Source organism: Seohaeicola sp. 4SK31 (assembly GCF_028802875.1).
Classification (GTDB): Bacteria; Pseudomonadota; Alphaproteobacteria; order Rhodobacterales; family Rhodobacteraceae; genus Seohaeicola.
The window spans coordinates 100,997-115,276 of the sequence record NZ_JARAMP010000004.1; the positions used below are offsets into that span (position 1 = coordinate 100,997).

At 61.6% G+C, this 14,280-nt stretch carries 12 protein-coding genes; 6 read left to right on the forward strand and 6 right to left on the reverse strand.

Annotated elements, in window-relative coordinates:
* Positions 1 to 10 precede the first annotated feature (10 nt).
* The 3 genes from PVW27_RS04835 to PVW27_RS04845 all read left to right on the forward strand — a co-directional run bounded on the left by PVW27_RS04835 (position 11) and on the right by PVW27_RS04845 (position 2,425).
* A complete protein-coding gene (locus tag PVW27_RS04835) occupies positions 11 to 877 on the forward strand; it encodes a bifunctional helix-turn-helix domain-containing protein/methylated-DNA--[protein]-cysteine S-methyltransferase (RefSeq protein WP_274555615.1) in 867 nt (288 codons plus the stop codon).
* Between the two features lie 144 nt (positions 878 to 1,021).
* Positions 1,022 to 1,684 carry an OmpA family protein gene (locus PVW27_RS04840; protein WP_274555617.1) on the forward strand — a complete coding sequence of 221 codons (663 nt, stop codon included), beginning with the start codon at positions 1,022 to 1,024 and terminating at the stop codon, positions 1,682 to 1,684.
* A 195-nt stretch (positions 1,685 to 1,879) separates the two neighbouring features.
* The gene (locus PVW27_RS04845; RefSeq protein ID WP_274555619.1) at positions 1,880 to 2,425 is read left to right on the forward strand and encodes an NADPH-dependent FMN reductase; all 546 of its coding nucleotides are present in this window, start codon (positions 1,880 to 1,882) and stop codon (positions 2,423 to 2,425) included.
* 21 nt (positions 2,426 to 2,446) lie between these two features.
* On the opposite strand, the gene PVW27_RS04850 is transcribed toward PVW27_RS04845, so the two are convergent.
* The 4 genes from PVW27_RS04850 to PVW27_RS04865 form a co-directional block, all read right to left on the reverse strand.
* A complete protein-coding gene (locus tag PVW27_RS04850) occupies positions 2,447 to 3,079 on the reverse strand; it encodes a LolA family protein (protein WP_432762041.1) in 633 nt (210 codons plus the stop codon).
* Between the two features lie 85 nt (positions 3,080 to 3,164).
* Positions 3,165 to 6,290, reverse strand: a complete 3,126-nt coding sequence (locus PVW27_RS04855) for a DNA translocase FtsK (protein WP_274555621.1) — start codon at positions 6,288 to 6,290, stop codon at positions 3,165 to 3,167.
* A 16-nt stretch (positions 6,291 to 6,306) separates the two neighbouring features.
* On the reverse strand, positions 6,307 to 7,485 hold the full coding sequence (locus PVW27_RS04860) for an aminotransferase class I/II-fold pyridoxal phosphate-dependent enzyme (RefSeq protein WP_274555623.1): 1,179 nt from the start codon (positions 7,483 to 7,485) through the stop codon (positions 6,307 to 6,309).
* 157 nt (positions 7,486 to 7,642) lie between these two features.
* Entirely contained in the window at positions 7,643 to 8,971 is a 1,329-nt protein-coding gene (locus tag PVW27_RS04865; RefSeq protein ID WP_274555624.1) for an amidase, read from the reverse strand.
* An 88-nt stretch (positions 8,972 to 9,059) separates the two neighbouring features.
* Between PVW27_RS04865 and PVW27_RS04870 the strand changes: the two genes are divergently transcribed.
* Entirely contained in the window at positions 9,060 to 10,280 is a 1,221-nt protein-coding gene (locus tag PVW27_RS04870; protein ID WP_274555626.1) for a UbiH/UbiF/VisC/COQ6 family ubiquinone biosynthesis hydroxylase, read from the forward strand.
* Between the two features lie 5 nt (positions 10,281 to 10,285).
* Here the strand turns inward: PVW27_RS04870 and PVW27_RS04875 are convergent, their stop codons facing one another.
* Complete coding sequence (locus PVW27_RS04875; RefSeq protein WP_274555809.1) at positions 10,286 to 11,104, reverse strand: sulfotransferase family protein; 819 nt, start codon at positions 11,102 to 11,104, stop codon at positions 10,286 to 10,288.
* 144 nt (positions 11,105 to 11,248) lie between these two features.
* On the opposite strand from PVW27_RS04875, the gene PVW27_RS04880 reads away from it, so the two are divergent.
* Together PVW27_RS04880 and PVW27_RS04885 are read left to right on the forward strand one after the other, a co-directional pair.
* Complete coding sequence (locus tag PVW27_RS04880) at positions 11,249 to 12,826, forward strand: DUF5928 domain-containing protein (protein ID WP_274555627.1); 1,578 nt, start codon at positions 11,249 to 11,251, stop codon at positions 12,824 to 12,826.
* Positions 12,827 to 12,834: 8 nt separating this feature from the next.
* Positions 12,835 to 13,218 carry an HIT domain-containing protein gene (locus tag PVW27_RS04885; protein ID WP_274555629.1) on the forward strand — a complete coding sequence of 128 codons (384 nt, stop codon included), beginning with the start codon at positions 12,835 to 12,837 and terminating at the stop codon, positions 13,216 to 13,218.
* A gap of 81 nt (positions 13,219 to 13,299) precedes the next feature.
* On the opposite strand, the gene PVW27_RS04890 is transcribed toward PVW27_RS04885, so the two are convergent.
* The gene (locus PVW27_RS04890) at positions 13,300 to 14,232 is read right to left on the reverse strand and encodes an ABC transporter ATP-binding protein (RefSeq protein ID WP_274555631.1); all 933 of its coding nucleotides are present in this window, start codon (positions 14,230 to 14,232) and stop codon (positions 13,300 to 13,302) included.
* Between the last annotated feature and the right edge of the window lie 48 nt (positions 14,233 to 14,280).

Below are 14,280 nucleotides of genomic sequence, written 5' to 3' on the forward strand. Positions count from 1 at the left end.
ATAGATGCAGATGACACGCGAAACCACAGCCTCCCTTTCCATCACGGACAAAGATGCCGACGGCTATCATTATCACGTCATGCGCCGCGCCATCGAGATCATCGATGCGGCGGACAGCCCTTTGGCATTGGATGATCTGGCCGCGCGGATGGGGATGAGTGCGGCGCATTTCCAGCGGCTTTTTTCCGCGTGGGTCGGGGTCTCGCCCAAGCGGTATCAACAGTATCTGGCGCTGGATCATGCCAAGCGGTTGCTGACCGACCGTATGACGACACTGGAGGCCGCTGAAACGGCGGGGCTGTCGGGCACCGGACGGTTGCATGATCTTTTCCTGCGGTGGGAGGCCATGAGCCCCGGTGAATTCGCCAAGCGGGGCGAGGGGTTGCAGATCAATTATGGCTGGTTCACGAGTCCTTTTGGCGAGGTTCTGGCGATGGGCACCGAGCGCGGCCTCTGCGGTCTGGCCTTTACCGAAGAGACAGGTCGGGATGCCGCAATGGCCGATATGACTGCGCGTTGGCCCGCAGCCGGTTATCACCATGCGCCGGATGCCGTGGCCCCTTGGGTCACTGCGGCCTTTGGTGGCGGCGGCGAGTCGGCGCTGCATTTGATCGGCGCCCCTTTCCAGATCAAGGTTTGGGAGGCGCTGCTGTCCATCCCGTCAGGTCATGTCACCACATATTCCGACATCGCCGGAGCCATCGGCCATCCCCGGGCGGTTCGCGCCGTGGGCACGGCCGTGGGGCGCAATCCGGTCAGTTGGCTGATCCCTTGTCATAGGGCGCTGCGAAAATCGGGGGGGCTGGGTGGCTATCACTGGGGCCTTCCGGTCAAACGCGCGATGCTGGCCTATGAATCCGCGCGGGTGGACGCCTGACGATGTAAGGGCTGGATTGATCACGATTGCGGGACAATGGGCGATTTTCTGCCAAGTCCGATATTTCCTTGGGTTGGGAGGGAACGAAGCTTGGGTTATAAGCGTTACAGATCTGAACATTCAGACGTAACCAAGAGGCATCACATGACCCGAGCTCAAAAACCCCTTCTGCTGCTGGCTGGCCTTTCGCTGGTAGCCGTGACCGCTTGCACCGAACCGACCGGCACAGGTGACCCGAACGACCCGAACCGCAACACCCGTCAGGGTGCCGTCGTTGGCGGGATGCTGGGCGCGGCCACAGGCGCGCTGGTAAGTGACAACCGTGCACGTGGTGCCGTGATCGGCGGTATTCTGGGTGCAGGCACCGGTGCCATCGTCGGCAACAACCTGGACAAGCAGGAAGCCGAACTGCGCCGGGATCTGGGCAACCAGGCGCGCATCACCAATACAGGCGACCGCCTGATCGTGTCGATGCCGCAGGACATCCTGTTCGCCACGGACAGCGCCACGCTGCGTTCGGATCTGCAGGGTGATCTGCGCACCATCGCCAGCAGCCTGAACAGCTATCCCGACACCACGATTCAGGTGGTGGGCCACACCGACAACACGGGTGCTGCCTCCTATAATCAGCAGCTTTCCGAGCGTCGTGCCAATGCAGTTGCAGGCGTGCTGATCAGCAGCGGAGTGTCGGGCGGTCGGATCCGCACCTTCGGCGCGGGCGAAGATCAGCCCATCGCGTCGAACCTGACACCAGAAGGTCGCGCGCAGAACCGCCGCGTCGAGATCGTGATTGTTCCCAACGGCTGATCCGCCGGAACTGGTCAACGAAATAGAACGCCCCGCCTGATTGGCGGGGCGTTTTCTATTCTGCCGGATCAAGAATGCACTTCAACAGAGCAGCGTGCAGTCGATCACAGCGCCTGTGCGCCTGCATGACTTGTCCACGCGGTCCGATGGGTTAGGTGTGACCTATCCTGTTCAACAGTTTTGAAGGTGCCCTAAATGTCGCAACCCGTTCTTCTGGGCCTGTCCGGATCGCTACGCGCCGGATCGTTCAACCGTAAACTTCTGGCCGAGGCAGCGCGACTGTTCGGTGAGGCAGAGTTTATGGAGGGCGATCTGAACCTGCCGCTCTACAACGGTGATCTGGAGGATGCAGAAGGCATCCCCGCCGCGGTTCAAAAGCTGGCAGACCAGATTGCCGCTGCCGATGCTGTCGTAATTTCAACGCCCGAATACAACAAGGGCATTTCCGGAGTGATGAAAAATGCGCTGGATTGGGTCAGCCGCACCAAGGGGTCGCCCTGGTCGGGCAAGCCGGTGGCAATTCTGTCCGCCACCGCTGGCCGCGCGGGAGGGGAGCGCGCGCAGGTGATGCTGCGCAACTGCATGGTCGCGTTTCGTCCCCGCATCCTGCAGGGGCCCGAGATGTTGCTGGCGCAGACCTCGGAGCAATTCGACGAGAACGGTCACCTGAAGGGCGAGATCTACATCAAGACCCTGACGGATCTGATGGCCGCCCTACGAGCGGAAATTGCGCGCGGCTGATATGGTCTTCGGAAGGCGGGTTCAGCGCCCGCCTTCACCACGCCGATCCGCTTCGGCCCCGATATCAAACATCCGTGCGGCGATGGACTGGCCAAGACGCAGATCGCCCAGCACTACTGTTGTGCTGTTTCCCGCATCGTCATTGATGACCCACTGGCGCAACTGGATCGGGTTGCCGGTAAAGACCATCTGGATATTGCCATACTCGGGATGTTGCGGGTCCTGTGCCGTCACGGTCGTCGCGGTGCCATCGTAGCTGTGCCCCGTCACCATGCGGGCTTGTCCAAGGTTCACCCGCTCGGCAAGGATGATCGACAAAGGCGTGCGTGCCAGTGGATATGTCTCGGGTCCGGTGTTGGACTTGGGATCAAAAATCGCAACTGTGCCGGCGCTGGCCAGAACCAGCGTCTGATCGGGCGGGGCATATTCAAAGCGGATCCGCCCCGGTCGGTTTATATAGATCGTGCCGGTGGAAATGGTGCCATCCGCGTTGATCTGCGTGAAGTCGCCGGACGCGGTCCGCATGTCGTTCAGATAACTGGATATTTCAGCAAGCGGCAGTTTCTCTGCCGCCGCCGGAAGGGCCAACGCCATCGCAAGGACAGGTCCGAGCAGGGGGGCCAGAAGAAAGCGCATCATGTTCATGCTCTCCATATATGCCGCTTTTGTTCGCTCTGCACCTTGCCTGGCGTCACAAAAGCGAGACACCGCCGAGAGCCGTGCGTGAAGTGATGGTGCCTCAGTGTTCCGGCACCAGCACTTCGCGCTTGCCCACGTGGTTGGCGGGGCTGACGACGCCCTGTTCCTCCATCTGTTCGACCAGACGCGCGGCCTTGTTGTAGCCGATGGCCAGTTTGCGCTGGATATAGGAGGTGGAGCATTTGCGATCCTTGACGACAATCGCCACGGCGGTGTCGTACAGCGCATCCTCCAGATCGGTATTGCCGCCGCTGGCCAGACCCAGAACTGCGTCGATATCGGCCTCGCGATCCTCGTCCGGGCCATCCAGAACCGAGTTCATGTATTTCGGCGGACCGAAGGCCTTGAGGTGGTTGACGATCTCCTCGACTTCTTCATCGCTGACGAAGGGGCCATGGCACCGGATGATCTTGGCGCCGCCCGCCATGTAGAGCATGTCGCCCATGCCCAAAAGCTGCTCGGCGCCCATTTCGCCCAGAATGGTGCGGCTGTCGATCTTGGACGTCACCTGGAACGAGATCCGGGTCGGGAAGTTTGCCTTGATCGTGCCGGTGATGACATCCACTGACGGGCGCTGAGTCGCCATGATCAGATGTATACCAGAGGCCCGCGCCATCTGCGCCAAGCGCTGTATGCAGGCTTCGATCTCCTTGCCGGCGACCATCATCAGATCCGCCATCTCGTCGACGATGACGACGATATAGGGCATCTTTTCGGGCATCAGTTCTTCGGTTTCGAACACCGGCTCGCCAGTCTCATCGTCAAAGCCGGTCTGGACCGTGCGGCTGAACATCTCGCCCTTGGCCAGCGCATCGGCCACGCGGCTATTATAGCCATCGATGTTGCGCACGCCCATCTTGGACATCTTGCGATAGCGCTCTTCCATCTCGCCCACGACCCACTTTAGGGCGACGACCGCCTTTTTCGGGTCGGTCACAACGGGCGAGAGCAGATGCGGGATGCCGTCATAGACGGACAGTTCCAGCATCTTGGGGTCGATCATGATCAACCGGCATTCTTCCGGCGTCAGGCGGTAGAGCAGCGACAGGATCATCGTGTTGATCGCCACCGATTTACCCGACCCCGTAGTTCCGGCAATCAGCAGGTGAGGCATCTTGGCGAGGTTCGCGACGATGGGATCGCCGCCGATGTCCTTGCCCAGCGCCAGCGGCAGTTTCATGTTGCTGTCGCCATAATCGCGCGCCGAAAGGATCTCGCGCAGGACCACTTTTTCGCGGTTCTCGTTCGGCAGTTCGATCCCGATGACGGTGCGGCCAGGCACGGTGGAGACGCGCGCCGACAGGGCCGACATGGACCGGGCGATGTCATCTGCCAGACCGATCACGCGGCTGGCCTTGAGGCCCGGCGCGGGTTCCAGCTCATACATGGTCACGACGGGGCCGGGGCGGACCGAAACGATGTCGCCCTTGACACCATAATCATCCAGCACGGATTCGAGCATCCGCGCGTTCTGCTCCAGCGCCTCATCGCTGAGGTGGTGTCGCTGGATCAGCGCGGGGTTCGACAACAGCGCCAGTGGGGGCAGTTCATAAACGGCCTCTTCCGGGTCGAATTTCAGCGCGGGCTGGGCCTCGGCCTTGGCGCGGGTCGAGGGCTGAACAGGCTTGCGCGGCGGGTGTTGCACCACGCTGCGGGGTTGCGCCACCGGGATCTGCATAGGCTCGGGCTGGAGGGTGTAGGGCTGATCGGCCTGATAGGCAAAGGCATCGTAATCATCCTGATCCGCATCATCCACCTGATCAAACGGCGCATCATAGGCGTTGTCATAGGAGTCGTCGAAAATGTTGTCATCATGCGACCCGGCGGCATAGGCCACAGGCGTCGCAGCGGCAGCGATAGACGCGACCGGAGTCATGGCGGCGGAAGCAGCCGCAGCCACCACGCCTTTGTGGGCCGCGGTCAGCGGCGGTTCGGCCTTGATCGCGGTTCGGGTCGGATTGAAGACAAGCGGGTCCGGCCCACGCCCACGTCCGCGGGTCAAAGGGGCGTGTTGCGCCGGGGCCATGGGCGGCACAGGACGCACGCGTGACTTGATGACATCTGCGATCTTGGCCCGGATACGGTCGTCACCGGGGGCCAGATCATGCTGGGCAAAAGCGGCGGCCGGAAATTGTTCGACCAGTTCCGGCTCGGGCATGGCTTCGACGCGGCGGCCGAAACCGGGAACACGGGCCAGCAGACCAGATTTGATCTTGCCGATGGGACCCGGATCAGGTTCGTGCTGCCATGCAGCCTCGTCCTGCCATTGTTCGTCTTCTTCCCAGTTCATCGACGGAGGCGCCGGGGGAAGGTCGTTGCGTCGCGCCACCAATGGGGCGCGTTCAGACTGTGCCATCAAGGGCGCACGACGCGGGTCTGCCATCAGTGCTGAGCTCGCCTGCATGGATTGCGTTGCAGCCCAGGCTGCAGCCTCTTCGGCCTCGCGCGTGCGGATCAACCGCCTCTCGGCAGCGCGAGCCTGCAAGCCCTGCGCCATCTGGACCGTGCCGGATGCGCCGCGTCCCATCATCTGCATCAGCCGCGCATAAGACAGAATGAGTCCGACAAGAAGAAAGCGTCCGATCCGCTTCAATTCGATGCGGGTGAAGCCCAGCACAAAGGATCCCAATGCCAGCATCGCCAGCGCCAGAACCAGCGATGCCAGTTTGATCCCCACGGCAGAACCCAGTGGAACGGTAGTCAACACCATCCCCATGATCATGTCGCCGAAGACGCCGCCCAGACCGAAATGATGCGTCTCGCGCCAGACATCTCCGGGATTGAGTGTTGCGGCATATACCGAGCACAGCGCCACGGCGATGGGCGCAAAGATCAGCCGCCCCATGGCGCGTTCTTCGCCCCTGTGCAGCGCAAAGCGCACGCCCCAAGCAAACAGCACAATGGCGATGGCCCAACTGCCCCAGCCTGCGATCATGAACAGAGGGGCCGCGATGGTCGCACCCATCCGGCCCATCCAGTTCTGCACCGGCGCATCGGTGGCCGACAGGAAAGACGGATCTTCGGGATTGTAGGAGATGACCATCGCCGCCGCCGCGCAGCCCAGAACGATCAGCACCAGCCCCAACAGTTCCTTGCCGCGCTTTTCAATCGCTGCCTGAACGTCGCTGTCGAACAGCGGATCGCGCCCACGGGTCTGATATGCCATGCCTGCCCTCGTCCTCTTACCCATAGATGCAGTCGCGCAGGGCGATCAGCCCGGCCTGCATCTCGTTGATTGGGGCCACCATTGCGACCCGGATATAGCCTTTGCCGGGGTTGTCCCCGTTCACGTCGCGGCTCAGATAGGCACCGGGCAGAACCCGCACGCCTGTCTGCTGCCAGAGTTTCAATGCCGCTGACTCGCCATCCTCGACGGGCAGCCACAGAAAGAACCCGGCGTCAGGTCCCTTGTAGCTGTTCACACCCGCGAAGACCGCATCGGCGGCCTGATATTTCTCGCCATAGAGACGACGGTTCTCGATCACATGATCCTCGTCGGCCCACACCGTTTCCGAGGCCCGCTGCAACGGTAGGGGGATCGGTGCACCGGCATAGGCGCGCAGCTGACGCGCCCGTGCGATGCTTTGCGGACCGCCCGCCATGAAACCTGACCGCAGGCCCGGCAGATTGGAGCGTTTGGACAGCGAGTGAAAAATGACCACGCGCTCGGGATCCGCACCCATCTCGGCGGCCACCTCAAGCGCGCCGACGGGCGGCGCGTCACGATAGATCTCGGAATAGCACTCATCGGCGAAGATCTTGAAATCATAGCGCTCTGCCAGCGCTATCAGATTGCGCCAATACTCCCGGCTTGCCACAGATCCCTGCGGGTTGGCGGGCGAGCAGATATAGGCCGCTGCTGTCCGGTTCAGCACCTCGACGGGCATGGACGTGTAATCGGGCAGGTAGCCTCCGTCACGGGTGGCGGGCACGAAGACAGGCTCTGCCGCCACCGAAATCGCGCCGATCATGTAGACCTGATAGAAGGGGTTCGGCATCAGGATCGCGGGCTTGGCCCCGGCTTTCTGTTCCGGGACCAGCGCCATACAGGCGTTATAGAGCCCCTCGCGCGTGCCGTTCAGCGTCATCACCTGCTTTTGTGCATCAAGGCTTACGCCATAGCGCCGCGCGATCCACGCACCGATCGTATCCAGCAGTTCGGGCGTTCCCTCGTTGGGCGGATAGCGACCGAAATCGGCGATATTCTCGGCGATCACGCGGCCGACCCAATCGGGAAAAGCGTGTTTCGGCTCTCCGATCGTCATATGCACGACTGGTCCGCCGGGCGCGTGCGCGTCCAGAAGTTCCCGCAAGCGCGGAAACGCATAGGCCGGTAGGTTCGAGAACCGCTCGGGGAACATGTTTAAACTGCCTCAATCATCGGGATCATGACGCCCCGTTTGGTTGCAAACTATCGAACCGCGCGGCTTGCGTCCAGAAAAAGCAGCGGGATTCCGGCCTCTTGTGGCATTTCAGCAAAAGAGGTGCTGCAAAGATGCCCTGGGTCGGCTGTTCCGCTTAACCGAGCGCGGTTTCGGCCGCCGCAGACAGGCGCAACAGCCGCTCTTCGGCCATAGGCGCCCCCATCAGCATGATCCCGCAACCGGGCGTGCCTGTGGGCAGGGTCGTGGCGCAAAGGCCCATCAGATTCCCTGCGCGCGTATTGCGCAGGGTCAGCAGGTTTTCGGTCACATAGTAGTCGTGATCCGACATCAGCCGCTCCAGATTTGGCGGCGTATTGGGCGCGGTCGGGCAGATCACCGCGTCAAAACCGGCCATGCGGGCGTGCCATGCCTGCCGCCCCGCATCAAGGGTGCGCCATGCGGCCACGTAGTCAGCAGCCTTGAAGGCCGCTCCGCCCCGGAAGCGTTCAAGAATCTGGTCGAACATCAGATGGGGGGCTGCTTCGATCACCTCGCGCCAGATGCCGTATGCCTCTGCGGTGAACAGGATAGGAGCCAGCTTCATTGCCTCTGCCAGTTCAGGGGCTTCGACCTCTTCGATGGTGGCGCCTGCGGCCTCAAGCCGCTGGACAGCCTTGGCAAAAGCCGTGGCGGGCGCATCGCGCAGATCGTCCATCACGACGGTCTTCAGGATCGCCAGACGCCGCCCTGACAGGCTTGCCCCGCGCAAATCTGCGGGCTTACCCCCTTCAAGTGCGGCCAGAAGAAGCGCCGCGTCCTCGACCGAGCGTGTCAGAGGTCCGACCGTATCGAACCGCTCGCACAGCGGAACAACACCGGCGCAGGACACCCGCCCTGCCGTGGTCTTGAGGCCGACAAGGTCGTTCCAGCCTGCCGGAATCCGCACCGACCCGCCCGTGTCTGTGCCAATCCCCGCCGAAGCCAGCCCAAAGGCCACGGAAGTCGCAGCACCCGAGCTGGACCCGCCCGGAACAGCGGCGTGGTCATTCACGTTCGGCGGGGTGGCGGTCACGGGATTCAGGCCCAGCCCACTGAAAGCAAGTTCACTGGTATGGGTCTTGCCCAGACAGATCAGTCCCGCGGCCGTGGCGTTGCGCAACACGTCGGCATCGCGGTCCGGCACGCGCCCTTTCAGCAGGGCAGAGCCCGCCTCGGTCAGCACCCCGGCGGTATCGAAAAGGTCTTTCCAACTGATGGGCACACCGTCGAGAGGCGACAGGCGCAGTCCGGCCCGCGCGCGCGCCCGCGCAGCCCCGGCTTCGGACAAGGCGCGGTCCGGCATGGTCCGGGCATAGATGCGGTCTGTCATCGGATGCGCGGCGATGGCGTCCAGATAGGCCTGTGTCAGATCGACCGGGTCCAGTTTTCCCGCGCCGATGGCTCGTCCTTGATCCGCCGCTGTGCGGCCCAGCCAATCCTGCATCCCCAACCCCTCCCGATACCGATATGTCGCAGACGGTAGCGTCAGTCAGGCGCATGGACAATCCCATCCATTCCCCCATATTTGCGCCATGACATATGACAGCGATATCCTGATTGTGGGCGGTGGGCTGAATGGCCCTGTTCTGGCACTCGCCCTTGCCCGGTCGGGCCTGACTTCGACTGTGATCGACGCACAGCCTGCGGACTCGCTTGCGGCGGACGGGTTCGACGGGCGCTCATACGCGTTGGCGTTGGCCTCGGTCCGCCTGCTACGGCGGCTTGGGCTGTGGGAGGCGCTGGCGGATGACGCGCAGCCGATGCTGGAGATCAAGGTCAGCGACGGCCGCGCCGGCGAGGGGCCGCTTTCGCCCTTCCATCTGCATTTTGACCATGCCGAGATCGAAGAAGGCCCGATGGGCCACATGGTCGAGGACCGCCATCTGCGCCAGGCGGTACTTGAGGCGATCACTGACAACCCTTTGATTACAAGGCTGAACGGCGAAACCGTCATTGCGCAGGATGCTGGCGCGCAGGGGATCACGGTCACCCTCGCCTCTGGCCGGATCTTGACTGGGCGAGTGCTGGTGGGTGCCGATGGACGCCGATCCGGCACGGCAGAGCGGGCAGGAATCAGCCGGACAGGATGGGATTACGGACAAACCGCGTTGGTCTGCGCCATCGCGCATGACCTTCCGCATCACGGCATCGCACATCAGTTCTTCATGCCGCCGGGACCTCTGGCGATCCTGCCGCTGAAGGGCAATCGCAGTTCCATCGTCTGGTCGGAAACGCATGCCAATGCCGCGGCGTTCAATGCCTTGTCGGATGAGGACTACCTGACCATGCTGCGTCCGCGTTTCGGCGATTTTCTGGGCGAGATCCGGCTGGCCGGGGCGCGCTACACCTATCCGTTGAACCTGACCCTCGCCAACAGCTTTATAGCACCTCGTCTTGCGCTGGTGGGAGATGCCGCGCATGGCGTGCATCCGATCGCTGGACAGGGCCTTAACGCAGGTCTGCGCGATATCGCGGCACTGACGCAGGTGATGACGGATGCAAGACACCGCGGCGAGGATATCGCCTCGGATTCGGTGCTGGAACGCTATCAGCAATGGCGGCGGTTCGACACCGCGACACTGGCGCTGGCGACGGACCTGACGAACAGGATCTTTGCAAGCGACAACCCTTTGTTACGGCTGGGCCGCGATATCGGCATGGGTGTCGTCAATGCCATCCCGGGCCTGCGTCGCGGGTTTATCCGTGAGGCCGCCGGGCTGACAGGCGACCTGCCAGAGTTGATGCGGGGCTGACCGCCTCAATCACCCAGCTTTGCGTGCACCTCGTCCAGATCGATCTCGCCCACCGGCATCTTGTTGGCAGGGTTTTCGAAATCGTATTTGAACAGGTCGAAGTCGCGCTTGTAGATCTCATAAACCAGATGCATCGACAGATCGTCGAAGTAATCTTCGACAGGATGCAGACGCTTGGGCCCGTGCCCCTCGGATTCATTGAAACGCGGGATCGTCGCCAGATCCACCTTGTGGGGCGTTTCGATCGCGTCCAGCACGGCCTGCATCCCGTCATTGAACGCCTCGGTCCAGAAGATGCTGTCGTAGCGACCGCCATTGACGATGAAGGTCGAGACATGCCCCGACATCGCCGACCAATGGATATCCGGCTCCATCGGGCGGCGCCAGCGGATGGTGTCGCGTGCGAACAGAAGAAAACGGCGGAAACTGCGGATCTGGTCGAATTCGGCTGTGCCATCCTCGCCTCCAACCTCGATCCCGTATTTCTGGGTCAGCATGGGCACCAGATTGCCGCGATAGCGACGCCCGTTCCGCTGGATGCCACAGATCTTGTCAAAGAATGACGACAGGATGCGGGTATAGGGATTGCGCACGCAGGTGAAGGCATAGGAGGCATGCTCCTTCACATTCTTCTCGATCAGGACCTGACTTTCAGGCTGTGCCCATTTGTGCAGGCCAGCGGTGGAATCATGGATGTCACCGTCGAAGAACGCGCCATGATCCGAGTAAAAGAGGATCTGTCCGATGGTCGAGCAGGCGCATTTCGGCACCACGCGATAGACCACGCTCTCGCTTTCCGTCATCCAAGTGCCCGGAAACCCCATCTGCTCTGCCTCCAAACCACGCGTCTTTTTTATGCGACGCTATATACCAACTTTGCAAAATCGAAAGAAAGCCTGTTTATTCATTCCTCTGGGATCGGTATCACTCTTCCTCATATCTGTAACCAAAGGCTTGTGGTTTCCTGAATGGCGAGAATTGCATTCATTCTTCTGTGCCACAAGGACCCCGAAGCGATCATCGCGCAGGCACAGCGTCTGACGGCTGTGGGCGACTTCATGGCCATCCATTTCGATGGGCGCGCCAGTGACGCCCATTATCGCAAGATACGGGATGCGCTGCGGAACAATCCCAATGTCACCTTCGCCAAGCGGCGGGTCAAATGCGGCTGGGGTGAATGGTCTTTGGTCAGGGCAACCTTGGCGGCTGTTCATGCGGCGGTGGACGCTTTTCCCCGCGCCACGCATTTCTACATGCTGTCGGGTGACTGCATGGCCATCAAGTCGGCAGAATACGCCCATGCCTTCCTTGACTCCGCAGACATGGACTACATCGAAAGCTTCGACTTCTTCGAAAGTGACTGGATCAAGACCGGGATGAAGGAAGACCGGCTGATCTACAGGCACTTCTTCAACGAACGGAACAACAAGCGCCTGTTCTATGCTGCTTTCAACCTTCAGAAACGTCTCGGTCTGAAGCGAGATATCCCGCAGGACCTTCAGATCCAGATCGGCAGCCAATGGTGGTGCCTGCGCCGCCGCACGATCGAACAGATCCTCGATTTCACCCGCCGCCGTCCCGATGTGATGCGCTTCTTCAGCACCACATGGATCCCGGATGAGACATTCTTTCAGACCCTCGTCCGCCACCTGATCCCCGAGGCCGAGATCAACTGCCGCACCCTGACCTTCCTGATGTTCTCGGATTACGGGATGCCGGTGACATTTTACAACGACCATTACGATTTGCTGCTCAGCCAGGATTTCCTTTTCGCGCGCAAGATTAGCCCCGGCGCCACGACGCTCAAGGCGCGGTTGGGCGATCTCTATGCCGCCGAAGGGGTGCGCTTCCAGATCTCGAACGAGGGGCGCAGTCTTTACAAGTTCCTTGCCGGGCGGGGCCGGATCGGTCGCCGCTTCGCGTCCCGCTTCTGGGAGACGGAAAGCACGCTGGGCAGAGAGCGTGAATTGCTGATTCTGGTCTGCAAGAAATGGCACGTGGCCAAACGCCTGCTCTACCGTATCCGTCAGGTCACGAACGTGCCGGTGATCGAGTATCTTTTCAACGAGGAGAGCACCTATCTGCCTGATCTGGGCGGCATCCAGTCCAGTCTTGGCAAGCGCACGCGGCATCGCCGCGCGCTGATGCGGATGCTGTTCGACTATTACGAAACGGATCGGTTGATCGTGTGCATGGACCCCGGCAATCTGGACCTCTTGCAGGATTTTTGCGGTGACCGCTCGACCACACGTCTGCTCGAGGTCGAATGCCAGTTCTCGGACGACTACCTGATCGGTCATGCGAAACGCGTGGGTCTGGCGGGAGAGCAGACCCCGCCCGATACGCTGGCGCGGCTGCTGCCCACGATCCGCAACGACATGACCTTCGAAAGCGACCGGATCCGCGATCAGAACTTTGAACATCACCACCGCATCCGTGAGATCGACCCGGTCGAAGAGAACACGCGGAAACTGTCGCAGTTTCTTGCCATTTCCCACGACAAGGCGCATGAAATCGCAGCAACCGACTATCTTTTTGCCGACTGAGGTGCCCGATGGCCTATACTTATGACGACCAGAACGTGTTCGCAAAGATCCTGCGCGGGGAGATTCCAAGCCGCAAGGTTCTGGAGACCGAACACACGCTGGCCTTTCATGACATTTCCGAACAGGCACCCGTCCATGTGCTGGTGATCCCCAAGGGGCCTTACGTCACCTATGATCACTTCGCGCAGGCCGCCTCGGATGCCGAGATCGTGGACTTCACCCGCGCCATCGGCGAGGTTTGCCGGATCATGGAGGTGCAGCCCGGAATGGGTGGCGGCGGTTTCCGCGCTATCTCGAACGCGGGTGCCGCGGGGGTGCAGGAAGTGCCGCATCTGCATGTGCATATCCTTGGCGGACGTGTGCTGGGCCGGATGCTACCGCGCGCAGAATAGGCGCCGCGCCCTGTTTCTTCTTGCCTAAAATATCCCCGCGCGGAGCGCATCCGACAGGTGTCGCAGGCGCGCGGGATGGGATCAGGCAGAGCGGGTCAGGTTCAGGAATACATCCTGCAGGTCGGCCTGTTCTGTCTTGACGTCGCGGATGGACACACCCGCATCATGCACCGCTTCCAAGACCTGCTCGGCCGAGGTTTGGCTGGTGTGATAGCTGATGGCCAGCGATCCGTCGGGACGCCGTGTCACGTCCAACCCCGGGCCGGCAGGCAAGGTCTGGGCCGGGCTGGCGGGGTGGATCACCATGGTCTTGCGGTCCATCTGGCCCAGAAGGTTAGCTGTACTGTCGCGGGCGACGACCTGTCCCTGATTGATGATGGCGATCTGGTCGCACATTTCCTCGGCCTCTTCGAGGTAATGGGTCGTCAGGATGATGGTCATGCCCTGTTCGCGGTTCAGCCTGCGGATATTGGTCCACAGCATCTGGCGCAATTCGATGTCCACGCCTGCTGTGGGTTCGTCCAGCACAAGGATTTGCGGGTGATGCACCAGCGCCTTGCCCAGCAGAAGCCGCCGCCGCATCCCGCCTGACAGGGTGCGGGCATAGGCATCGGCCTTGTCCTCAAGCCCGATCAGGGCCAGAATTTCGTCGCTGCGCCTTTGGGATTTTGGCACGCCGTAAAGACCCGCCTGCACTTCCAGCGCGGCGCGCGGCGTGAAGAACGGGTCAAGGTTCAGCTCTTGCGGCATCACGCCGATCGCGGCGCGCGACTGGCGCGGGTTCACATCCTGATCAAAGCCCCAGATCCGCACCTGTCCTGCGGTCTTGACCACCAGCCCTGCAAGGATGTTGATCAGCGTGGACTTGCCCGCCCCGTTCGGCCCCAGCAGGCCGAAGACCGACCCGGTAGGAATATCAAGGTCAACGCCCCGCAGCGCCTGTTTTTCCGGTTGGCCCTTGGCCCCGCCATAGGTTTTCACCAGCCCCCGGATTTCGATCGCATTGCCGCTCATGGTCTACTTGCCCCTGCTCGTCTCATCGCTCATAACGGACCTAATCCA

Coding starts and splice junctions, on each gene's coding strand:
- PVW27_RS04835 (WP_274555615.1), top strand. CDS start 11: ATGACACGCGAAACCACAGCCTCCCTTTCCATCACGGACAAAGATGCC.
- PVW27_RS04840 (WP_274555617.1), top strand. CDS start 1,022: ATGACCCGAGCTCAAAAACCCCTTCTGCTGCTGGCTGGCCTTTCGCTG.
- PVW27_RS04845 (WP_274555619.1), top strand. CDS start 1,880: ATGTCGCAACCCGTTCTTCTGGGCCTGTCCGGATCGCTACGCGCCGGA.
- PVW27_RS04850 (WP_432762041.1), bottom strand. CDS start 3,079: ATGGAGAGCATGAACATGATGCGCTTTCTTCTGGCCCCCCTGCTCGGA.
- PVW27_RS04855 (WP_274555621.1), bottom strand. CDS start 6,290: ATGGCATATCAGACCCGTGGGCGCGATCCGCTGTTCGACAGCGACGTT.
- PVW27_RS04860 (WP_274555623.1), bottom strand. CDS start 7,485: ATGTTCCCCGAGCGGTTCTCGAACCTACCGGCCTATGCGTTTCCGCGC.
- PVW27_RS04865 (WP_274555624.1), bottom strand. CDS start 8,971: ATGCAGGATTGGCTGGGCCGCACAGCGGCGGATCAAGGACGAGCCATC.
- PVW27_RS04870 (WP_274555626.1), top strand. CDS start 9,060: ATGACATATGACAGCGATATCCTGATTGTGGGCGGTGGGCTGAATGGC.
- PVW27_RS04875 (WP_274555809.1), bottom strand. CDS start 11,104: ATGGGGTTTCCGGGCACTTGGATGACGGAAAGCGAGAGCGTGGTCTAT.
- PVW27_RS04880 (WP_274555627.1), top strand. CDS start 11,249: ATGGCGAGAATTGCATTCATTCTTCTGTGCCACAAGGACCCCGAAGCG.
- PVW27_RS04885 (WP_274555629.1), top strand. CDS start 12,835: ATGGCCTATACTTATGACGACCAGAACGTGTTCGCAAAGATCCTGCGC.
- PVW27_RS04890 (WP_274555631.1), bottom strand. CDS start 14,232: ATGAGCGGCAATGCGATCGAAATCCGGGGGCTGGTGAAAACCTATGGC.